Origin of the sequence: Roseibium sp., assembly GCF_051016195.1 — a bacterium.
Classification (GTDB): Bacteria; Pseudomonadota; Alphaproteobacteria; order Rhizobiales; family Stappiaceae; genus Roseibium.
Genome location: NZ_CP134616.1, coordinates 4,057,765 through 4,078,330 on the forward strand (window position 1 = coordinate 4,057,765; position 20,566 = coordinate 4,078,330).

Here is a 20,566-nt window from a genome sequence, read left to right on the forward strand (position 1 = left end):
ACGGTTTTTTGACCGGCTATCTTTCGGCAATTCTGTTTGTGATGCCGCGATTCAGGGGACCGGAGGCGTTTGTTTGAAATCTTTGAAATGCCCCGGCTCAGCGACCAGACGTCACCGCGAAAGGCAATCGTTCATCCGGATCTGGGGCGAACGATCGACTGCCGTTGACATTTGAAGACGATCGCTGTATCTCCGCGCGGTCCGGCGGGTTTTACGCCTTCCGGATCTACGCACCCGTGGGTGTTCAGCCGGCGCCGCTTGTTGAACCCCTGTCGATCCGGGCCTTAAGTCGTTTGTCTTGGGCAAGGATAAAGGAGGGCGCGTTTCCTTTTAGAACAACAACGCGAATTCAAAGGAAACCGCGATGTCAAAGCGCCACAGCGTTAAATACAAACTCGACCGCCGGATGGGTGAAAACATCTGGGGTCGTCCGAAGAGCCCGGCCAACAAGCGTGAATACGGCCCCGGCCAGCACGGTCAGCGCCGCAAGGGCAAACTGTCCGACTTCGGTGTTCAGCTCCGCGCCAAGCAGAAGCTGAAGGGCTACTACGGCAACATCTCCGAAAAACAATTCCGCAAGGTCTATGCCGAAGCGTCCCGCTTGAAGGGTGATACCTCGGAAAACCTGATCGGTCTGCTCGAGCGCCGTCTCGATGCGATCATCTATCGCGCCAAGTTCGTTCCGACTGTCTTTGCGGCCCGTCAGTTCATCAACCACGGCCACATCAAGGTCAACGGCAAGCGCGTCAACATCCCGAGCTACCAGCTGCGCCCGGGTGATGTCGTTGAAGTGCGTGAACGTTCCAAGCAGCTCGCACTGGTTCTGGAAGCGATTCAGTCCGCTGAGCGCGACGTTCCGGACTATGTCGATGCCGATCATTCCAAAATGACCGCAACTTATAGCCGCGTTCCCGCGTTCGCCGATGTACCGTACCCGGTACAGATGGAACCGAACCTGGTTGTCGAGTTCTATTCGCGCTGATCAGCGCCGAATATGGTTCTGGAGAGGCCCGCCCATTGGCGGGCCTTTTCTTTGAGTGTGTTCGCCTAAAGCGGTTCAGCACAAGATGGTCTGTCGCCCATCCGGGTTTTTAATCCGGACGGCAGCGGCTCCCTGTTGTCCGTCTGCGCGACAGACAATGTGCCCTTGTTTCCTGTGCTGGAATTCCAGCACCGTATAGGGACGCTGCCAGAGCCATTCGCGGTTTTCGACGGCATCGACATCCGGCAGGGGCGGGGTCTCGTCCGTGAAGGCAAGGAAATACAGGCAAAAGTCGAGATCCGGAACATCCTGACGCGAAAGGTATCGCATGCCGAGCTGATCGCGGCAGGTTGTGAACTCCGTTTCCAGATCGCCGGTACGCAGTGTGATCAGGCCAAGGCGAGCCCCGCCGCCGAGCGGCAGGGCATCGTCGCCCTGACGGGTCAGGTCGTTGCCGCCGAATGTGTGCTGGATCAATTCGACCGTGTAGCCTTCCGGATCGGCCAGATGGCTCATGTAGGCAATGTCCCTGAACTGGTTCGGAGCTGTGACTTCTATCCCCCTGGCGCGCAGCTGCCGGTAAGCGCAGTCGAGGTCGGGGACGGTAATGGCGATTTTCCAGTAGCGGTCATTTGGACCTATTCGGTGAGGGGCAGTACCCTTCGCTGGCAAGAAAACCAGGTTTGCGCCGTCTCCGCCATAACCAATTGCCAGGGTGTCGCCACCGGCAATGCGCTTCATGCCAAGCGCCTCACAGTAAAATGCCGCGAGGCGGGCTGGGTCCGATACGTTGAGAGTGAGCGCGGCGATTTTCGGGAGCGGCATGGTTCGGTGTGTTTTTTCCTGTCCGGGTCAGGATGCACCGGGGTGGCCGATTGAACAAGATATCTCGTCGTGCCCGCCCGATGCCGCCAGGTTTTTCGGACAAAGTCTCCCGCAGCCGTAAGGCGCACAAGCTCTTAAAAGAGGTGCGCAAACGGCCGCGGAAGAATCAGGTCACGCCTTGCGTCAGCAAGCGCCCGTCTTGACGAGTGCGGTTGCGCCTGAGGAAAGAGCCGCGGTTGCCGACCTTCCCTTCTTGCTGAACGTCACCAGGGCACCTTCGATCTCAGACCCGGAAACGGTGATTTCGCGCCCCCCGGCCGTGTCATCGACATCGATCGTGAACGCGATTTTTGCGCCCGGCTGCAGGTCGGCAATGGATAGTGTGATCTCACTGTCGCCGTCTCTGACGGACGTAATTGCTGCGAGCGACTGAGCGCCGCTGACAATCTCAAGCGGCTGATAGACCTCGACACCGGCACCTGCGCCGGTCGTATCGAAAATCAGGCCCGCCTTCGAACCGGAGATGTCGAGGACAAGTTCCGATGCGCCGATCGGGCAGCTCCCGACATTTTCGAAGGTGAACCTGTCCTTTGGTGCACCTTCATCGAACCGGACAGAGATGTCGGCAGTGGCAGATGTGGTCATGAGGGCCGTGAATATGAATGCGGCAAAACATCCAGCGCCTGCGTTGATCGTTCCTCTGGATTTCATGTGATCCCTTCCTCTTTCGGTAGTCTGTGTTCCGGTCATGAATTCCCCTCTGATACGCAGCAGAGCCGCAGGCGGTTCGAGAATTCGTGAAAACGGAAGGGGGGGTGAAGAAAGGGCATTCAAATCAGTTGCTTAGCGTGCGGGGAAACTCAAGCATCATGAATCGGCCGCCGTATTGCACGAAATCGGTCATGAGGTTCTCGTTTTGGGTGTGGCTGCCGCGCCGGATGGGCCGGTCGCGATTGCCGCGTCTTGGTGCAGGTCCGCGTCAGATATCGTTGCGCGGTATTCTCAGGAGCTGGCCTGGGAAAATAACGTTGGGATCGCTCAGGATGTGCCGGTTCGCTTCGAAGATCGGCTGAAAGTTTGCGTTTCCGTATTGTTGCTGCGCGATCTGGGAGAGAGTGTCACCCGACTGGACCGTATAAGGCTGCCAGCCTCCGTAGCCCGACAGGATCTTCGGTCCGAACAGCACGGGGATGACGACGGACGGCCCGTTTTCATTGCCCGTGTCGTCAGCCAGCGTCAGGAAGAGCCTGTTAAGCTGGAACGTGTTCGTGTCCGGAATGTCGATCGAAGCCTGGAACTGCCTGAGGCCAAGCGAGCCGACATTTGTGAAGGATGTGTACTCATCATGTCCTTCGGACACTCGGATGGTAAGTGTCCCTTCGAATGCGGCGGCGTTGCCCGCTATCATGATGGTCGAGCCGACAAGATCGAATGGCTGTGGCTGCTGAATGTCGAGTGTAACGGTCATTTCGAAACCCTCCCAAGCCGCACTGCCCGAACCGGCTTTTTTGCTTCAAGGGCAGGCTGCCGAAAAGCGTACACCCTCGCGCCATGGCCTGAATAGCTGCAACTCAATCAGCAATTTAAAATAGAAAAATGGTTGAATCAGATAATTTTTCCAATTTTTATAGATGGTTAGTGTTAAAATCTTATAGTTCACTTGATGGCGTGCGCTTTTGTCTTAATTAATTCACTTAATTAAATAAATTACCTTAAGTCATCTTCTGGTTGTTATGCAGGTTGAATTTAATTTATTGGTTTTTGTTCGTTGAATTGAGCGTTTTTTAGGCATAGCCTGTCTTGGTTTATTTGTCACTTGCTTGTATTGCGGGTTGCTTCCTTGGCTGAAGTCGTCGTTTTGATGTCTGCCTTGCTTTTCTCGGATTTGCAGAGGGAAAAGCCGACCGGGGCTGATGCGAATGAGTTCGCATTGGAAGGCAAACGGCGCAATGCGCGTTCCAATTTTGATCTGGCAACGCCCAATCCGGAGGCCGGTGACAGTTTTTTCGTCACATTTTTTCTGGACGAACAGGCCGGTGAATTTGCTGAAAGCATCAAGAAAGTCGACGGAGTTTTATCCGTCTATGTGAAGCCCGATATCGGGCTTCCGTAATACGGCCCGCCGGTTCGTCTTCCATGCAGGAGGAAATGCCATGGCCAGGAAGACACGTAAAGTATCTGCACCGCAGGGGCGTCAGCCAGAGTTGATCGCGCTTGCCAGACCGGACGTTGGGTTGCGCGTTGCCGGAGCGACGCTGCGCTCCCTCGGCGGATCGAAGACCACGAAAGCGGAAAAGGCGTTCAAGAAACACAATTGTGTCGCAACGCCCTTGTTCGGTCCTTCCGAAGAACGCGTTGATGCGGCTGTCGCAGCCCAGGCGCCTTCCGCGATGGCACCTCTGGAAAGCCTTTCCGGTTTTTACAAGTTGTCTGCGCCGGATGCGGATCTGGAAGACCTGCAGAAAGAGCTCCTCGACAATGATATTTTTGAAGCCGTCTACATCAAGCCGCCTGCTGAATTGCCCGAAGAGGCACCTGATGTCTCCGGCGTCATGAACGCCATGGTCGCCGTGCCTGATGTTCCGCCACCGGCGACGCCCGATTTCATCGCCCGCCAGATCTACCTGGATCCGGCACCGGCGGGTGTCGATGCGCGCTGGGCGTGGAACCAGGCCGGCGGGCGCGGTACGGGTATCCATATCACCGATATCGAAGGCGCCTGGCGCTTCAGCCACGAAGACCTGATCGAACGTCAGGGAGGCGTCGTTGGCGGTGTGGAATTCAACGATGTGAGCTGGCGCAATCACGGAACTGCCGTTCTGGGCGAATATGGCGGTGACGAGAACCCGTTCGGCGTCACCGGGATTTCTCCCGAAGCGATCTGTACGGCTGTCTCCCACCGCACTCTCGGGTCGGCCGGGGCAATCAATCATGCGGCCGCCAGGCTGGGTGCGGGCGATATCCTGCTTCTGGAAATGCATCGGCCCGGACCACGGCACAATTTTCAACTGAGGCCGGACCAGCGCGGATACATCGCAGTTGAATGGTGGCCGGACGACTTCGCCGCCATTCTCAACGCTTCACGGCGAGGGATCATTGTTGTCGAGGCTGCCGGAAACGGCGCCGAAGACCTCGATGATGCGCTGTATGAGACACCCGGGTTCGGATTTCCTGCCGGGTGGACCAACCCGTTCCGCAGAACCAACCGGGATTCCGGGGCGATTGTCGTCGGTGCGGGCGCACCGCCTCCCGGCACACATGGCCGCAATCACGGACCTGACAGGTCCCGGCTCGGGTTTTCCAACTACGGTGCACTGGTGGATGCTCAGGGTTGGGGGCGTGAGGTCACGACCTGTGGCTACGGTGATCTGCAGGGCGGCACCGACGAAGACCTCTGGTACACCGACACGTTCTCCGGAACATCCAGTGCATCTCCGATCGTCACCGGCGCGCTGGCCTGCGTGCAGGGCATGGCACGGGCCAGAAGCAGACCGGTGTTCACGCCGGATGAGCTCAGAAATGCGCTGCGCACAACCGGCAGTCCGCAGCAGGATGCGCCCGGCCGTCCGGCAACCCAGCGAATCGGCAACCGGCCGGACATTCCGGCGCTTGCAGGCGCGCTTTTCGGTGTGGGCGGCAACCGTCGTTCCGTCGCCTTCCGCCGAGAGGTCGAACGGTGGCGGCCGCTGGAAGTCCGGGCCATGATTGATATCAGCCCGCAGCTGGTGGCTGCTCACTCGACATTCGTGCTTCAGCAGGCACTTGTCTCGGCACAGCCGCTTCGGGCGGATGCGGACGGCATCCTCTTGAAAATGGCGATCCTGTTCCGCGTCTCGTCCCTCGCCGGGCAGGCGGTTGAAATCGCGGGTCCCGTTGGCGGGTCCCGGTATCGCTGGTGGGGCAGTATCGCTGCGGACGGTCTCGGCCGCATCTTCGTGGACGAAGGATATTCATCCACCGGAAGCGACAATTTCGACCTGATCGCCGAAATCAGGGGCGTTGATACGCGCTTCGTCTTCGACAGCGTTGCGCAGCGCTACCGCGCGGTCTGACACGATGGGCGGCGCTGCCTTGGCCGTCTTGTGCAAGGTAGCGCCGTTCCCCTGTCGGACCGGATTGTTGTGTAAGCAGCAAGACCGGGATCTACTGCGCCCTGTAACTCAAGGTTAGAAGTAGCCTGAGAAACAAGAGGTTACTGGTTCCCGGTCTTGCCGCTCTCTCGGCAAACCGGGATGACAAATCCGGGAAAAACGGTGTCTCGGCTTGGCATTGGGCCGAATTCCATCATTTATCCAACGGCAAACATCAAATTGCATTTCCCGAACCGGACAGCAGTGGGTCGAGCCATGACCTGACCTGACCTGACCTGACCTGACCTACAAAATGGTTCTCGCCGACTTTTCATTGCAGCGCCAAACCAGGCTTACGGGGCTCCGTGCAGATCTGCGGGTCTTTTCAAGTCCGGCCTGTTCGGCTACATCAGCGCGACACCTGACACGTCTTGCAGCCTGGGCCTTCGAAGATGAATGACATAGCCGAGAACAACACAACGGATGTCCCGGCGCTGCTGCGGAACACGCCATCCAGCGTCGAGTTCAAGAAGCTGCGCAAACGGCTGTTGCGCCAGGCACGCGAGGCAATGGATGATTTCGGCATGTTGCCGAAGGATGCCTCGCAGCTGAAGAGGCCGAAGTGGCTGGTCTGCCTTTCCGGGGGCAAGGACAGCTACACGCTGCTGGCGGTGCTGATCGAACTCAACTGGCGCGGATTGCTGCCGGTGGATCTGGTCGCCTGCAATCTGGATCAGGCGCAGCCGGGGTTTCCGACCGATATTCTGCCGAAGTTCTTCGAGGACAACGGGATCGAGCACATCATCGTGCGCGAGGATACCTATTCAATCGTGACCGACAAGATCCCCGAACACCGGACCTATTGTTCGCTGTGCTCGCGTCTGCGCCGCGGAATTCTCTACCGCATTGCGCGTGAGCAGGGCTGTGAAGCAATCGTACTCGGTCATCACCGGGAAGACATTCTCGAAACCTTCTTCATGAACCTCTTCCACGGCGGCCGACTGGCTTCGATGCCGCCGAAACTCGTCAACGATGAAGGCGACCTGCTCGTGCTGCGTCCGCTCGCCTATTCGTCGGAGCGTGACATCGCCAAATTCGCATCGGGCATGCAGTTTCCGATCATCCCGTGCAACCTGTGCGGTTCCCAAGACGGGCTGCAGCGCGAGGAAGTCAAGCGGATGCTGCAGGGCTGGGAGAAGGCGTCTCCGGGCCGCCTCGGCGTGATGGCCCGGGCGCTCGGTCATACCCGCCCGTCGCATTTGCTCGATCGCGCGCTTTACGACTTCGTCGGTCTGCGTCCGTCGGATCGTGCAGCCGGCGACGATGGCGGGGAGGCGGAAGAACCCTGCGGCGCCAGCCTTGCGATGACGGCAAAGCTGTTCGCTGCCGAGTAATCGCAGCCACGTTCTGATCTCAAGGTCTAACCGGTACCGGCAAACAGCCTGCGCAGCCAATTCTCGACGGTGCGGGCGGCCGGTTTCCGGGGCTGACCGGCGTCACGATGCAGCAGGTAGTGCGTTTGGACAGACGGGATCTTTGTCTTGAACGGAACCGCGAGGCGCCCGCTCGCGACAAGGTTCATGGCAACGCGTTCCAGCAGCAGAGCGACACCGCTTTGCGCGACCGCAAGCTCCACTGCAGCCAGCGACGTATCGACGGTGATCCTTGATGGATCCAGGGGTGATTCAAGGCTGATGGCGTCAAAGTAGCGGGACCAGTGGTCATCAAAGCCAAGCGTGTGAATGCACTCTACATCAATAAGATCAGACGGTTTTTTAATTCTGTTTATCAACTCCGGGTGGCAAACGGGCACGATGAATTCGTTTCCCAATGGTTCTGCACGTGTGCCGGGCCAGTTCCCGTCGCCAAGACGGATTTCGATATCGACGCCAGTCTCAAGCACGGTGTTCGCCCAGATCGCCGAAAGAAGCCGGATCTCGATGTCCGGGTGCAGTTCATGAAAGGCCGGCAGTGCAGGTGCGATCAGAAGCACGCCTTCGGAAATGGGGGCGCGGATCGTCACGGAACCGGCCGTCCGGTTGCCGAACAAGCCTTCGGTCGAGACGGCCAACTCCTGGAGAGCTTTGCGAACCGCGGGCAAATACGCCCTGCCGCTTGCCGTCAGCCCGATCTTGCGTGTCGTGCGTTCAAGCAACTGATGCCCAAGCTGGGTTTCGAGCGCGCTTATGTGTGTGCTGATCGCAGCCTGCGTCAATCCGAGTTCGTTCCCGGCAGCAGTGAAACTGCGAAGACGGCTGGCTGCTTCGAAACTTCGGAGCCAGAGCAGGTTCGGGAGGGCTTGCATCAGGTTATTTGATAAAAATTTTAAGGGAATGTCCAATGATTATATCGTTTCTCTTTTCTTTTGGCGCGGCGCATCCTGCGCGTTGAATGCACTTCAACACGGCAAGGGTCAGAACATGCAAATCGGCTTCATCGGTCTTGGAAATGTCGGCGGAAAACTTGCGGGTAGCGTTCTGCGGAACGGCCACGACCTCACGGTTCTGGATCTGGACGGCGACCTTGTGGAGCAGTTCGTGGCTTCGGGCGCAGAACGGGGCGAAAGTCCGAAGCAGTTGGCTGAAACCTGCGACATCGTCATCACCTGCCTGCCGAGCCCGGCGGCCTGTTCAACCGTGGTTGAAGGGCCGGAGGGGATCCTCGAAGGGATCGGACCCGGAACGGTCTGGGCTGAAATGTCGACCACCGACGCTGACGAAACCCGCCGGCTGGCCGATCTTGTGATCGCAAGGGGCGGGGAGGCCATCGAATGTCCGGTTTCCGGCGGGTGCCACAGGGCCGCGACGGGAAACATCTCCATCTTTGCCGGCTGTACCCGCGAAACGTTTGAAAAGGTCCTGCCGCTTCTGACGGTGCTGGGACGGCGTGTTCTTCATACGGGCGGCATCGGGACCGCTTCCATTTTGAAGGTGGTGACCAATTACCTTGCCACCGCGAACCTGGTCTCGCTTGCCGAGGCGCTGGTCACGTGCAAGGCGGCCGGGATGGACCTGAACACGTCCTACGAGGCGATCCGCATTTCTTCGGGTAATTCCTTTGTCCACGAGACCGAAAGCCAGGTGATTCTGAACGGGTCCCGTGACATTTCCTTCACGATGGATCTGGTGGCCAAGGATATCGGCCTGTTCCAGGCGATTGCCGATGCGCACGACGTTCCGCTTGAGCTTTCGCCAATGCTCAACCGGCTGTTTGCCGATGCCATCGGACGCTACGGACCAAGGGAACTGTCACCCAACATCATACGACGGCTTGAGGACGCGACGGGACTGGACATTACCGCATCCGGTTTTCCTGCGGAAATGCTTGACGACGAGCCGGAAGAAGCCGGATATGAGGTCGTGCCGCATCGCGGCACCGGGACCGAAAAGATTTTGCGGAAAGCGGCAGGCTGATGATTGAAAAGAGGCAGTTCTACATAGACGGCAGTTGGGTTGATCCGTCGAAGGCGCGGGACCTTGAGGTGGTCAATCCGGCAACTGAAAAACCTGTCGCCGTCATATCCCTGGGATCTGCTGAAGATGTCGATCGCGCCGTCGCGGCGGCAAGACGGGCCTTCGTCTCCTGGTCCGAGACCAGCGTCGACGAACGCGCTGCGCTGTTGCAAAAGATCATCGAAATCTATGAGCGCAGGTCGGCGGAAGTGGACGAGGCGATCCGGCTGGAAATGGGGGCGCCGGCCGACTTTGTGCGTGAGCAGCAGACCCCGGCAGGTACCGGGCATCTGCAAGCGACCCTTGAGGCGCTGAAGTCACACCGGTTCGAGCGTCCGAGCCCGCGTGGCGGCAGTGTGCTCCGGCACGAACCGATCGGTGTCTGCGGTCTCATCACCCCGTGGAACTGGCCGATCAACCAGATAGCCGCCAAGGTCGCTCCGGCTTTGGCCGCGGGCTGCACGATGGTTCTGAAGCCGAGCGAAATTGCGCCGCTGTCCGGATTGCTGTTCGCCGAGATCTTGGATGAGGCCGGCTGTCCGGCCGGTGTGTTCAATCTCGTCAACGGGGATGGACCCGGGGTCGGTGCGGCGATGTCCGGGCATCCGGAGATCGACATGATGTCCTTTACCGGGTCGACCCGGGCCGGCGTTGCGGTGACGCAGAGCGCAGCGCCGACCGTCAAGCGCGTTGCCCTGGAACTTGGCGGAAAATCTCCGAACCTCATCTTCTCCGATGCGGATCTGGAGACAGCGGTGCGCTTTTCGCTCGAAAGCTGCTTTTCCAACACCGGTCAGTCCTGTGATGCCCCGACGCGATTGCTCGTCGAAAACAGCGTTTACGAGCAGGTTGTCGCGCTTGCCGGCAAAATCGCGCCGGAAACCACTGTCGGCGATCCGGCCATGCCCGGCAGTCATATCGGGCCGGTGATCAGCGAGCTTCAATATGAACGCATCCAGGGGCATATCGAACGCGGGGTCGCAGACGGTGCGAGACTCGTCGCGGGCGGTCCGGGCAAACCCGAAGGTCATGAGACGGGGTACTTCGTCAAGCCGACGGTGTTTGCCGGTGTCACCAACCAGATGTCGATTGCCCGCAACGAGATCTTTGGACCGGTTCTCGTGATGATCCCGTTTGAAACGGAAGATGATGCCGTTCAGATGGCCAATGACACGCCCTACGGCCTTGCAGCCTATGTTCAGACCGGTGATCCCGAACGGGCCAGACGCGTGTCCCGCAAGCTCAGGGCGGGCAGCGTCTATATCAATGGCGGAAGCCCGGACTGGGATGTTCCGTTCGGCGGCTACAAGCAATCCGGCAACGGCCGCGAGTACGGCGAATTCGGCCTCGAGGACTTTCTGGAACTGAAGGCGATCACCGGCTGAGGTCAATCGGAAGGTTCCGTGTTGGCTGCCTCAGGTTCTGCGTCCGATTGACGCCATCCAATCCGCGGATCGGGACGTAATACCAACGTGAGCAATTGCTTTGGTTGGTATTGGCATGACGTTTCCAGGATCGCGCGCGTGCGCTGATGAATCCAAGTGTTTCGCGTTCGTGCGCCGCAACGGCGCGCTGAAGTTCGCGCGGGCGGTGCGCTGATGGAAAGAAACGCGATCGGGATTATCGGCGCGGGCGTCGCCGGGATCTTTTGCGCGCGCACGCTGCAGGATCACGGTTACACACCTCTGCTTCTTGAAAAGGGGCGCGGTGTCGGCGGGCGGCTCGCAACGCGCCGGACCGAGGCCGGTTTCCAGTTCGACCACGGCGCGCAGTTTATCACAGCAAGAAGCGTCGGGTTTCGGGAGGCTGTTGAATGTCTGAGCAGCAAAGGGACCGCCGGTGTCTGGGCAGGCGCTGATCGAGAGGTGATTGTCGGAACACCTTCGATGAATGCGATTGCCAAGTCGCTCGCCGAAGGTCTCGATATCCGGCGCAACACGCGCGTGGATGTCTTGCAGGCCACGGAGAGCGGCTGGCAAGCTGCGACGGCAGGCAGCACTTTCGAGTTCGACCGGCTCGTAATCACCGCGCCGCAACCGCAGACGGTTGACCTGATCGGCAAGGAGCATCCTCTGGCACGAGCGATTTCCGGGGTTCGCATGTCGCCATGCTGGACGCTGATGGCAGCCTTTCCGGATCAGCACGAGATTCCCTTCACAAGCCGTTCGGCACCTGACAGCTACCTTGCCTGGATCGCGCTCAACAGTTCCAAACCGGAGCGGCCCGATACCAACAGCTGGGTTGTTCAGGCCAGTGCCGACTGGAGCGAGAAGAACCTGGAGCGCGAACCGGAGGATGTTGCGCAGGAATTGCTGCTGCGCCTCTGCGGCGTCTTGCGCGTGGAGCCGTCAAGCGCGTTGCACGCAAGCGCGCATCGCTGGCGTTATGCACGTGTTGAGGAACCGCTCGGCAAGCCATACTGCCGCAACGACGCCGGTACGCTCTATCTTGGCGGTGACTGGTGTCTTGACGCCCGCGTAGAAGCGGCCTGGACAAGCGGCAGGGCCATCGCCGAAGACCTGCTTGGGGACCTGAATGCTGGATGACCCGCGCATCGCCGGTCTCTTGCGGCTCGGGCAGGGGGCGCTCAAACCTGCGCCGGGCCGGGCACGCATTTTTCTTGCACTTGCCTCCGGTGCACTCTGTCACGCGGACTTTGCGCTTGCGGTGATCGCGATGATGAGCGCCATGTTCCACGGTATGCAAATCGGTCTTGGGACGGTTCCGTGGCCCTGGGCGGCGGCCGTCAACCTGTTCCTGATCCTCCAGTTTCCCCTTGTGCACTCGGTCCTATTGACTGCGGCCGGTCGCCGGTTCCTGGCCCGGATTGTGCCAGGGCCCCACGGCGCCGTCCTGTCGACAACCACCTACGCCACGATCGCCTCGGCGCAACTGCTCGCCCTGTTCGCACTCTGGACCCCGTCCGGCATCATCTGGTGGCAGGCAGAAGGGACCGCTTTCTGGGTTCTCTGCGCCACCTATGGCGCCGCCTGGCTGCTCTTGATCAAGGCGAGTTTCGACGCCGGAGCAGAGGTGCAGTCCGGTGCTCTTGGCTGGATGTCACTCATGGCGAAGGTCAGACCCGTCTTTCCCGACATGCCGGACGAAGGGCTGTTCCGGCTGATGCGCCAGCCGATCTATCTCGCTTTTGCGCTGACGCTCTGGACCGTGCCCGTATGGACGCCGGATCAGCTGGTGCTGGCAACGCTTTTGACCGGATACTGCATTTTGGCTCCCTTGCTGAAGGAACGAAGGTTCGCAGCAGCCTACGGCGCGCGGTTCAAGGCATACCGTGCACGGGTGCCCTACATGCTGCCGCGCCTTGCGGGGCCGGGCAACGCCGTTCGGGCGCGTGAAGCCACAGGTCTTTTTGAAGAAGAACGGGTTGCAGGGAAGAGGGAAGCTGATTGATGGAGACACTTGCACTTCTTGTATCCGCGCTGCTGTTCGGGGGCATGGTGCTCTATGCGTTCGGCTTTGCAGCTTTCGTGTTCACGGCGCTGCCGCCGGATATTGCCAGTCCGACGATCCGCCGTGCCTTTCCGTATTTCTACCTGTTCGTGCTGGGCGTTTCAGCGCTTGCGGCGCTTTTGCTGCTCACCGGCGATCTGGTTTCCGCGTCGGTGATGGCAGCGATTGCGCTTTCAACGTTTCCGACACGCCAGATCCTGATGCCGGCCATCAACAGGGCGACGGATGAGGGCCGGAAGACGCGGTTCAAGATCCTGCACGGCCTGTCTGTTGTGATCACGCTCGCCCACATTGCCGGGGCAGCCTACGTTCTGGCGAGGTTCGTATGAGTGAAGAATTTGTGCCGCTGCCGATTGAAAACGTACAGTCCTTTCCGCGTCCTCCGATCATTCAAACTGTGCCGCAGCCGATCCGCGTGTTCTTCGCAGATACGCTCATCGTGGACAGCGTTCGGGCGTTCCGGGTCCTGGAAACGCATCATCCGCCCACCTATTACATTCCGCCCGATGACGTCGTGTGCGAGTTGCTGCCGGCATCCGGCAGAAGTTATTGCGAATGGAAAGGCTTTGCGCGGTACTTTGACGTTCGCGCCTCCGGCCGCACCGTCAAACGTGCAGCATGGTGCTATGACGACCCGTCACACAGGTTTTTCGAGATCCGCCATCACCTGGCCTTTTATGCCGACAGGATGGACAAGTGCTACGTCGGTGACCAGCCCGTCGACGCCCAGGCGGGCAGCTTCTACGGCGGATGGATCACGGCGAACCTCAGGGGCATGCCCAAGGGCGCACCCGGCACAGAGCATTGGTAACAGATTGGTCCCACACGTGTTGTTCATGAAACAGACTGGACCTTGCGAGCATATCAGGCGAGGTTAGTCGTTCTGGATCGTGGGAGGACTTCATGAGGGATCTGCGTATCTGCTTCGTCGGTGACAGCTACGTCAACGGGACCGGCGACGAACGCTGTCTGGGGTGGATCGGGCGCTTGTGCGAACGCCGGTTTACACGCGACATGCAGCTGTCCTTCTACGATCTCGGCATCCGGGCGGAAACGACGTCCCAGATCCGGGCGCGCTGGCAGCGTGATTGTGAAGCCCGATTTCCGGAAGGATCTGACAACCGGGTGGTGCTTCAATTCGGCATGAATGACATCGGCAATGTGACCGGGAGTGGCCGTCAAATCGAAGAAGATGCCTCCGTCGAGGAGGCCGAAGCCTTTGTGAAAGAAGTGTCCGAGGCCTATCCGACGCTGTGGATCGGGCTGCCGCCCGCCAACGAAGCCTGCTCTCCCATGCATCCGAGCGAGGGGCTTGAGGTGTCCTTCTTTCAGAAGGACGCGGAAGCGCTTAACCAGCGTTTCAAGACGCTGGCGGAAACGCTCGGCGTTCCCTATTTCGACCTGCAGACACCCTTGCTTGCCAATCGCGACTACATGGCAAGCCTGACGCGGGGCGACAGGATCCATTGCGACGGGACCGGATATGCCATGATTGCGAACCTGATCGACAACTGGCCGGCCTGGAATGACTGGTTCGAAGACAAATAGGTCAAGGCGTCCTTAGAGTTCCGGCGGAAAGTGCGTGTGGCATGTTTGTCTGGACAGTTTCCGTCAGCTCACCTATCTCATGATCAATGACCGTTCGCGTTCAACAGACTTCGAATGACTACGGTATCGTGGTCGAGCAGCTGTCCGGCGAGGTGATCGCCCGGCAGGGTGACCACATTGTTGCCCGATCGAAGTGCGCCCGGGTGATGTATGAGACGCGGCTTTCGCCGGTTGTCTATTTTCCTTTCGAGGATGTGGTTGCCGAACTGGAACCCGCGCCTGAGCACAAGACTTTCTGTCCCTTCAAGGGCACGGCATCCTATAGCCATGTGACCGTGGGCGGAGACACGATCAAATACGGGGCCTGGCACTATCCCAAGGCCCTGCCGGAAGGGCAGGCGGTGGATGGGTGCGTGGGGTTCATGCCCGGCGTGACGACGAGCATCGAGCATGCGGGAGATCCGATCGCGGAGATGCCCACCGGCAATATTTCCGGACCGGTTGTGGACTGGCTTCTGCGCGAAGCCTGGCTCGCCAAGACGCCAGAAGAACTGCTGGCGGCGCTGGGCAACAAGCTGGTCGCCGACGGTATCGCCGTCAGGCGCATGAGCATCCTCATCTGGTCACTGCATCCGATGGTGGCCGGACAAAACTGTATCTGGGTTCGCGGTGAGGAAGAGGTGACCAGCCGCTACCCGTCTTATGAGATCCTGGAAAGTCCTGTTTTCAGGGACAGTCCGTTTCAGCACGTGGCAAATGGGCTTGGAGGGATCCGCCAGAAACTCGACACCAATCCGGACGAGTTCGATTTCCCGATCATGGAAGACCTGAAAGAGCAGGGCGTGACGGATTACGTCGCGATGCCGTTGCCATTTTCCGACGGCCGGATCAACGTGCTGACGCTTGCCTCCGATCACCCCAACGGCTTCTCGACCGCCAATCTGGGCCTCATCTTCGAATGTTCCGCCCTGATCAGCCGCCTGTTTGAGGTGTTTGCGCTGACCTCCAATGCGACGACGCTGCTTGAAACCTATCTGGGCAAACGCACGGGTGCCCGCGTTCTCGGCGGCGAGATCCGCCGTGGTGATGGCGATGTCATCGACGCGGCGATCCTCTTTTGCGACCTCCGCCACTCGACGCGGCTCGAAACCGAACTCGGCCGTGATGACTACGTTGCCGTGCTGAACCAGTTCTTTGAAACGGCGACGGATATCGTCAATGGCCATGAGGGGGAGGTGCTCAAGTTCATCGGTGATGCCGTTTTGGCAATCTTCCCGGCCAGCTCCGGTCACGCACAGGCCTGCCGCCAGGCAGCGGCCAGTGCGGATGAGATCGTCAAGGCCCTTGCCGAACCATGCAAGGAAAACGGCGGCATGCCGCTCTCCTGCGCCATCGGCATTGCTTATGGCGACGTGACCTACGGCAATGTGGGGTCAAAGGAACGCCTGGATTTCACGGTCATCGGCAGCGCGGCGAACCTGGCAGCGCGCCTGGGCGAGCATGGCAAGGCCAACGGGAAGGAAATCGTGGCATCGGGAGAAGTTGCGAGGGAATCCGGTTTTCCTCTGGAACCGCTTGGCAGCCTTGCTCTGCACAATGTCTTGGAACCCCTGGAATCCTTTGCGATCAAGACGAGTCCAAAAGCAGAGGACTGAGCGCTTCCACGCCGTTCTGATCAGCGCACTGCGTTTTCGCCCGCAAATCCACCCATCGGCTGGTTTCGTACCAAAATCACCAGTCCGGACTTGCTTGGCTCGGTCCCCGTTTCGGCGACACCACCGTAATTGGCGCAAAGGTCTTCCGGACTTTTGTCCTGTGCGGGCGTGAACATCGTGATCGCCTGGCAGTCGACCCGCCGCAATTCGCGGTCGGTCGCCGGGCTGTCTGACAGGACGAGCCCGAGTCCAGCCAGAGCAATTACGAAAGTAGAGGTGGTTGCGATTGCAAACTTGTTCATTGTCCCCGATCCCATTTCCCGGTCGACATCATGCCGGACCTTTCGATATGGACGGAGAATGGCGGAACGCACCTGTACTTACCCTGAAATCCGCATTCACCTAGCGTTCATGTTAGGTGATTCGCTCTGTTTTGCCGAGCCTGTGCCCGATTTCGGCCTGATTTGATTCGGTTTTGCTTTGGATAAACAGAATTTTTCTTGGTTCTCTACCCGATAGACTTCGGCTCTCCGGCCCCGCGTCTTGAGACATTCGCCAGGGGTGACGCAGGAGAGGTGAGAGTTGTTTTGAGGCCTCGGCACTTTTCGCTCGTCGTCATCCAGGACGCAGCACAGCGAAGATCCGGGATCGGGGAGACGCGGGCGCTGGGGTTCCTGCGGGGTGCGTGGCCGCAAGCCGGGGCTCCCCGGCCCCGGGTCTCACTCCGTTCGCCCGGGGTGACGAAGGAGGGGGTGATTTATCCGCAGGCGCATTGAGACTGTCTCACTCCTGGCGCCGAGTTTCTCCCGGGGGCGTGTTTCCAGCGTCACCTTGAAACAGAAAAGGGGCGGAAAAACCGCCCCTTCGACAAATCTGTTCTGAAATTGAATCCGGATCAGGCAGGCTGCTGTGTTGTCTCGATTCCCTTGTCGGAAAACATGCCTTGCAGTTCCTGGTTCTGGAACATTTCGCGGATGATGTCGCAGCCGCCGATGAATTCGCCCTTGATGTAGAGCTGCGGGATTGTCGGCCAGTTGGTGAATTCCTTGATCCCGTGACGCAGTTCATCGTCTTCCAGAACGTTGATACCCTTGTAGGGGGCGCCGACATAATCGAGGATCTGAACGACCTGTCCGGAAAACCCGCATTGCGGGAAGTTCGGCGTGCCCTTCATGAACAGCACCACATCGTTGGTGTCGACTTCGTTCTTAATCCAGTCCTGGATGCTCATGGATGTGAGTCCTTTTGATTCGCGGGCGTGAGGCGGTCACGGCCAGTCCGATAGATCAGTTTTGCCACCGCTCTCCAGATGCGCAGTTCCATCACCAGCATGATGATCAGCACCGAGAGAAGAAGCCAAACCATTCGATTTCCCTTACTTTGTCCGCATATGTGTTTCGGATTGCCGCAAATTCAAGGGTGCCGGCGGGATATGCCCTGATTTGCTGATCCCCATGTGCTCAGTCGGGTGCTTTGGTCTGCAGCGCGAGCGCGTGCAACGCACCGCCCATATTGCCCTTCAGGGCCTCATAGACCATCTGATGCTGCTGCACGCGGCTTTTGCCACGGAAATGCTCAGAAACGACATTTGCCGCGTAGTGATCCCCATCGCCGGCCAAATCCCGGATCTCCACCTGAGCGTCGGGCAGCGCCTCCTTGATCAGGGTTTCGATCTCGTTCGCGTTCATCGGCATCGTGCATCAGTCCTCATGTCAAGTTCCTGAAAGGCGAACCGCTTAAGCGCTTGCCATATAGTCCGGGAACCAATCTTCGTGTGCTTTTTTCAAGTTTGCAACGGATATGGTGAGAATGCCCTCAACAGTCAAATCCCTGCCGCCGGTTTCACCGATTTGCAGTGCATCGATTCCGGCGTCCAGAAGGTCTTCGAGAACCGCATCGCGCCTGTCCCGGGAAACGGTCAGGACGTAGCGGCCCTGGTCCTCTCCGAAAAGCGCGGCATGCGCGGGGCCATCAATCTTGACCGTTGCGCCAATCCCGCCGGCAATGGCCATCTCCGCAAGTGCGACGCCAAGCCCGCCCGAGGAGACATCATGCACACCCGTCAGGCGCGCAGCCCCGATAAGCTGGCGTACAATCGTACCGCGGCGCTTCTCGGCGGCCAGATCCACGGGGGGAGGCGCGCCTTCTTCACGGCCCAGCACGTCGGACAGATACTGCGTGGCTCCAAGATGGGTGCCATAGCCGCCGATCAGAAGAATGGCATCACCTTCATTGGCAAACGAGGCGCCGGCCCGGACAGTCACGTCCGGAAGAAGTCCGACCCCACCGATCGCGGGTGTCGGCAGGATCGCTTCGCCATGGGTTTCGTTATAGAGGGACACGTTGCCCGAAACGATCGGGAAATCGAGTGCACGGCAGGCTTCGCCGATCCCTTTGATGCAGCCGACGAACTGCCCCATGATTTCAGGCTTTTCCGGGTTTCCGAAGTTCAGGTTGTCCGTGGCCGCCAGTGGCTCGGAGCCGACGGCGGTCAGATTGCGCCACACTTCGGCAACGGCCTGTTTGCCGCCTTCGAACGGATCCGCCTCGCAGTAGCGGGGCGTGACGTCCACGGAAAATGCGAGGCCCTTGCGCGTGCCCTCGACGCGGATCACGCCGGCATCGCCGCCGGGGGACGCTGCCGTATTGCCCTGGATCAGGGTGTCGTACTGCTCATAAACCCAGCGCCGCGAAGATCCGTTTGCGCCGCCCAGCAGTGTTGTCAGCGCCTCGGCATAGTCGCGCGGTTCTTCAACCTCGGCGGCGGCAAGCACCGGCAATTTCACCGGCTCGGCCCAGGGGCGGTCATATTCCGGGGCTTCGTCGCCCAGTTCCTTGATCGGCAGGTCGGCGACGATGTCGCCCTGATGGTTGACGACGAAACGCAAGGTATCCGTCGTCTTGCCGACGATCGCGAAATCCAGGCCCCACTTACGGAAGATTGCCTCCGCTTCCTGTTCCATTGCCGGTCGCAGGACCATCAGCATGCGTTCCTGGCTTTCGGAAAGCATCATTTCGTAGGCGCTCATGTGCTCTTCGCGAACAGGCACCTTGTCGAGATCAAGCTCGATGCCGAGATCACCCTTCGCGCCCATCTCGACTGCGGAACAGGTGAGGCCGGCCGCGCCCATGTCCTGAATGGCGATGACGGCACCGGTTTCCATGAGTTCCAGGCATGCCTCGAGGAGGCATTTTTCGGTGAAGGGGTCACCGACCTGAACCGTCGGGCGCTTTTCTTCGATCGTGTCGTCGAATTCCGCGGACGCCATCGTCGCGCCGCCAACTCCGTCCCGGCCGGTCTTCGCACCGAGGTACACCACGGGAAGGCCCACGCCTTCCGCCTTGGACAGGAAGATTGCATCCGATTTTGCAAGGCCGGCCGCGAAGGCATTCACGAGGCAATTGCCGTTGTATCGGGAGTGAAATTCAACTTCTCCGCCGACCGTCGGAACGCCGAAGGAGTTTCCATACCCGCCAACACCTGAAACGACCCCGGATACGAGGTGGCGCGTGCGCGGATGATCAGGTTCACCGAATCGAAGCGCATTCATCGCGGCAACCGGGCGTGCGCCCATCGTGAAAACGTCGCGCAAGATACCGCCGACACCCGTTGCGGCCCCCTGGTAGGGTTCGATGTAGGACGGATGATTGTGGCTTTCCATTTTGAAAACGACGGTCTGACCGTCACCGATGTCAACGACACCGGCGTTTTCGCCAGGCCCCTGAAGAACGCGTGGACCTTCGGTGGGCAAGGTTTTCAGCCATTTCTTCGAAGACTTGTACGAGCAGTGCTCGTTCCACATGGCCGAGAAAATACCGAGTTCGGTGAAGCTCGGCTCGCGCCCGATCAGTTCAAGGATCCGCTCATATTCATCGGGCTTAAGCCCGTGGGAGGCAATCAGGTCGGGCGTGATCTTAATGTCGTTCGGGATCATGTCGTTCCAGTTTCTTGGGGCCGCCGGCGGTGGGCCGGCCAGCCGCAGTCGCGCAATGTTGCCGCCGTGTAGCAGATTGCGTCCGGAAAGGGGAGGGGAACGACAAACTTTGTTGTCCGGAAAGGCGTCATATCCCGCTGCCGGCCAACCCGTGGACAACGGGGCGGAAAACGGGGAGCAAAAGCGCCTTCCGTCAGACGCGTTTGGCGACCCTGGACTGGAGTTTCAACGTGACCTGCTGCCAGTCGCGCATCTGACCTTCAAGGCGCTTGATTTCCTTGTCCTTGAAGGTGTTTTCCTGCCTGAGTTCCTGTACCGTATGCTCAAGTTTCATGATGCGCAGAAGTAAACGCTCAGCCGTCAACTCTTTACTCGTATCAATATGGCTATCGGTCTGCATAATATATTCGTGCTTTCTGGTATTAATGCCTTGAGATTCAAGTATCTTTTTGAAAACAACAATCACTTCATCGTTTAGATCCATTGGAATCACGCAATTTTACTGAGTTTTGTCGACTTAATAGGAAATCTGAAACAACTTCGCGTAGAGTAATCGGTTGTGGTAGGGCTGTAAAGAAAAACAATGACAATATAACTAAAAGTTTAACTGAAAGCTGCCGGGAATTGC

At 59.1% G+C, this 20,566-nt stretch carries 22 protein-coding genes; 12 read left to right on the forward strand and 10 right to left on the reverse strand.

Translation table 11 applies throughout. From position 1 onward, the window contains the following. Positions 1 to 364: 364 nt before the first annotated feature. Complete coding sequence (gene rpsD / locus RDA78_RS18440) at positions 365 to 982, forward strand: 30S ribosomal protein S4 (RefSeq protein WP_434051278.1); 618 nt, start codon at positions 365 to 367, stop codon at positions 980 to 982. 75 nt (positions 983 to 1,057) lie between these two features. Here rpsD and RDA78_RS18445 read toward each other — a convergent pair whose 3' ends face one another. The 3 genes from RDA78_RS18445 to RDA78_RS18455 all read right to left on the reverse strand — a co-directional run bounded on the left by RDA78_RS18445 (position 1,058) and on the right by RDA78_RS18455 (position 3,275). Then, positions 1,058 to 1,807 (reverse strand): VOC family protein, encoded by a 750-nt coding sequence (locus tag RDA78_RS18445; RefSeq protein WP_434051279.1) that lies wholly within the window; start codon positions 1,805 to 1,807, stop codon positions 1,058 to 1,060. Between the two features lie 183 nt (positions 1,808 to 1,990). Beyond that, positions 1,991 to 2,518 carry an aggregation factor core gene (locus tag RDA78_RS18450; protein ID WP_434051280.1) on the reverse strand — a complete coding sequence of 176 codons (528 nt, stop codon included), beginning with the start codon at positions 2,516 to 2,518 and terminating at the stop codon, positions 1,991 to 1,993. Between the two features lie 268 nt (positions 2,519 to 2,786). After that, positions 2,787 to 3,275 (reverse strand): LysM peptidoglycan-binding domain-containing protein, encoded by a 489-nt coding sequence (locus RDA78_RS18455; RefSeq protein WP_434051281.1) that lies wholly within the window; start codon positions 3,273 to 3,275, stop codon positions 2,787 to 2,789. Positions 3,276 to 3,668: 393 nt separating this feature from the next. On the opposite strand from RDA78_RS18455, the gene RDA78_RS18460 reads away from it, so the two are divergent. The 3 genes from RDA78_RS18460 (at position 3,669) to ttcA (ending at position 7,271) form a co-directional block, all read left to right on the forward strand. Next, positions 3,669 to 3,920, forward strand: a complete 252-nt coding sequence (locus RDA78_RS18460; protein ID WP_434051282.1) for a hypothetical protein — start codon at positions 3,669 to 3,671, stop codon at positions 3,918 to 3,920. Between the two features lie 40 nt (positions 3,921 to 3,960). After that, entirely contained in the window at positions 3,961 to 5,859 is a 1,899-nt protein-coding gene (locus tag RDA78_RS18465; RefSeq protein ID WP_434051283.1) for a S8 family peptidase, read from the forward strand. Between the two features lie 470 nt (positions 5,860 to 6,329). Beyond that, the gene (ttcA, locus tag RDA78_RS18470; RefSeq protein WP_434051284.1) at positions 6,330 to 7,271 is read left to right on the forward strand and encodes a tRNA 2-thiocytidine(32) synthetase TtcA; all 942 of its coding nucleotides are present in this window, start codon (positions 6,330 to 6,332) and stop codon (positions 7,269 to 7,271) included. 26 nt (positions 7,272 to 7,297) lie between these two features. Here ttcA and RDA78_RS18475 read toward each other — a convergent pair whose 3' ends face one another. After that, positions 7,298 to 8,182: a LysR substrate-binding domain-containing protein gene (locus tag RDA78_RS18475; protein ID WP_434051285.1), complete on the reverse strand. Its 885-nt coding sequence runs from the start codon at positions 8,180 to 8,182 to the stop codon at positions 7,298 to 7,300. Between the two features lie 115 nt (positions 8,183 to 8,297). On the opposite strand from RDA78_RS18475, the gene RDA78_RS18480 reads away from it, so the two are divergent. The 8 genes from RDA78_RS18480 to RDA78_RS18515 all read left to right on the forward strand — a co-directional run bounded on the left by RDA78_RS18480 (position 8,298) and on the right by RDA78_RS18515 (position 16,003). Beyond that, entirely contained in the window at positions 8,298 to 9,290 is a 993-nt protein-coding gene (locus RDA78_RS18480; protein ID WP_434051286.1) for an NAD(P)-dependent oxidoreductase, read from the forward strand. Beyond that, positions 9,290 to 10,714, forward strand: a complete 1,425-nt coding sequence (locus tag RDA78_RS18485; RefSeq protein ID WP_434051287.1) for an aldehyde dehydrogenase family protein — start codon at positions 9,290 to 9,292, stop codon at positions 10,712 to 10,714. Before RDA78_RS18480 ends, RDA78_RS18485 begins: the two co-directional genes overlap by 1 nt. A gap of 213 nt (positions 10,715 to 10,927) precedes the next feature. After that, positions 10,928 to 11,875, forward strand: coding sequence for an NAD(P)/FAD-dependent oxidoreductase (locus RDA78_RS18490; RefSeq protein ID WP_434051288.1), 948 nt, complete (start codon positions 10,928 to 10,930; stop codon positions 11,873 to 11,875). Continuing rightward, positions 11,865 to 12,740 (forward strand): methyltransferase family protein, encoded by an 876-nt coding sequence (locus RDA78_RS18495; protein ID WP_434051289.1) that lies wholly within the window; start codon positions 11,865 to 11,867, stop codon positions 12,738 to 12,740. The genes RDA78_RS18490 and RDA78_RS18495 overlap by 11 nt, the downstream gene beginning before the upstream one ends. Next, on the forward strand, positions 12,740 to 13,129 hold the full coding sequence (locus RDA78_RS18500; RefSeq protein WP_434051290.1) for a DUF4149 domain-containing protein: 390 nt from the start codon (positions 12,740 to 12,742) through the stop codon (positions 13,127 to 13,129). Before RDA78_RS18495 ends, RDA78_RS18500 begins: the two co-directional genes overlap by 1 nt. Beyond that, positions 13,126 to 13,611, forward strand: coding sequence for a DUF427 domain-containing protein (locus RDA78_RS18505; RefSeq protein ID WP_434051291.1), 486 nt, complete (start codon positions 13,126 to 13,128; stop codon positions 13,609 to 13,611). The genes RDA78_RS18500 and RDA78_RS18505 overlap by 4 nt, the downstream gene beginning before the upstream one ends. 92 nt (positions 13,612 to 13,703) lie before the next feature. Continuing rightward, positions 13,704 to 14,348, forward strand: a complete 645-nt coding sequence (locus RDA78_RS18510; protein WP_434051292.1) for a GDSL-type esterase/lipase family protein — start codon at positions 13,704 to 13,706, stop codon at positions 14,346 to 14,348. A gap of 86 nt (positions 14,349 to 14,434) precedes the next feature. Continuing rightward, positions 14,435 to 16,003, forward strand: a complete 1,569-nt coding sequence (locus RDA78_RS18515; protein WP_434051293.1) for a DUF427 domain-containing protein — start codon at positions 14,435 to 14,437, stop codon at positions 16,001 to 16,003. A 20-nt stretch (positions 16,004 to 16,023) separates the two neighbouring features. On the opposite strand, the gene RDA78_RS18520 is transcribed toward RDA78_RS18515, so the two are convergent. From RDA78_RS18520 to RDA78_RS18545, 6 genes are all read right to left on the reverse strand, one after another. Next, positions 16,024 to 16,305 carry an antitermination protein gene (locus tag RDA78_RS18520; protein ID WP_434051294.1) on the reverse strand — a complete coding sequence of 94 codons (282 nt, stop codon included), beginning with the start codon at positions 16,303 to 16,305 and terminating at the stop codon, positions 16,024 to 16,026. 593 nt (positions 16,306 to 16,898) lie between these two features. Next, positions 16,899 to 17,234, reverse strand: coding sequence for a Grx4 family monothiol glutaredoxin (gene grxD / locus RDA78_RS18525; RefSeq protein ID WP_434051295.1), 336 nt, complete (start codon positions 17,232 to 17,234; stop codon positions 16,899 to 16,901). Continuing rightward, entirely contained in the window at positions 17,231 to 17,368 is a 138-nt protein-coding gene (locus RDA78_RS18530) for a hypothetical protein (protein WP_434051296.1), read from the reverse strand. The genes grxD and RDA78_RS18530 overlap by 4 nt, the downstream gene beginning before the upstream one ends. Positions 17,369 to 17,463: 95 nt before the next feature. Beyond that, the gene (locus RDA78_RS18535; RefSeq protein ID WP_306145981.1) at positions 17,464 to 17,697 is read right to left on the reverse strand and encodes a BolA family protein; all 234 of its coding nucleotides are present in this window, start codon (positions 17,695 to 17,697) and stop codon (positions 17,464 to 17,466) included. Between the two features lie 42 nt (positions 17,698 to 17,739). Further along, positions 17,740 to 19,938, reverse strand: coding sequence for a phosphoribosylformylglycinamidine synthase subunit PurL (gene purL, locus RDA78_RS18540; protein WP_434051297.1), 2,199 nt, complete (start codon positions 19,936 to 19,938; stop codon positions 17,740 to 17,742). A gap of 193 nt (positions 19,939 to 20,131) precedes the next feature. Beyond that, complete coding sequence (locus tag RDA78_RS18545; protein ID WP_434051298.1) at positions 20,132 to 20,422, reverse strand: hypothetical protein; 291 nt, start codon at positions 20,420 to 20,422, stop codon at positions 20,132 to 20,134. Positions 20,423 to 20,566: the final 144 nt, after the last annotated feature.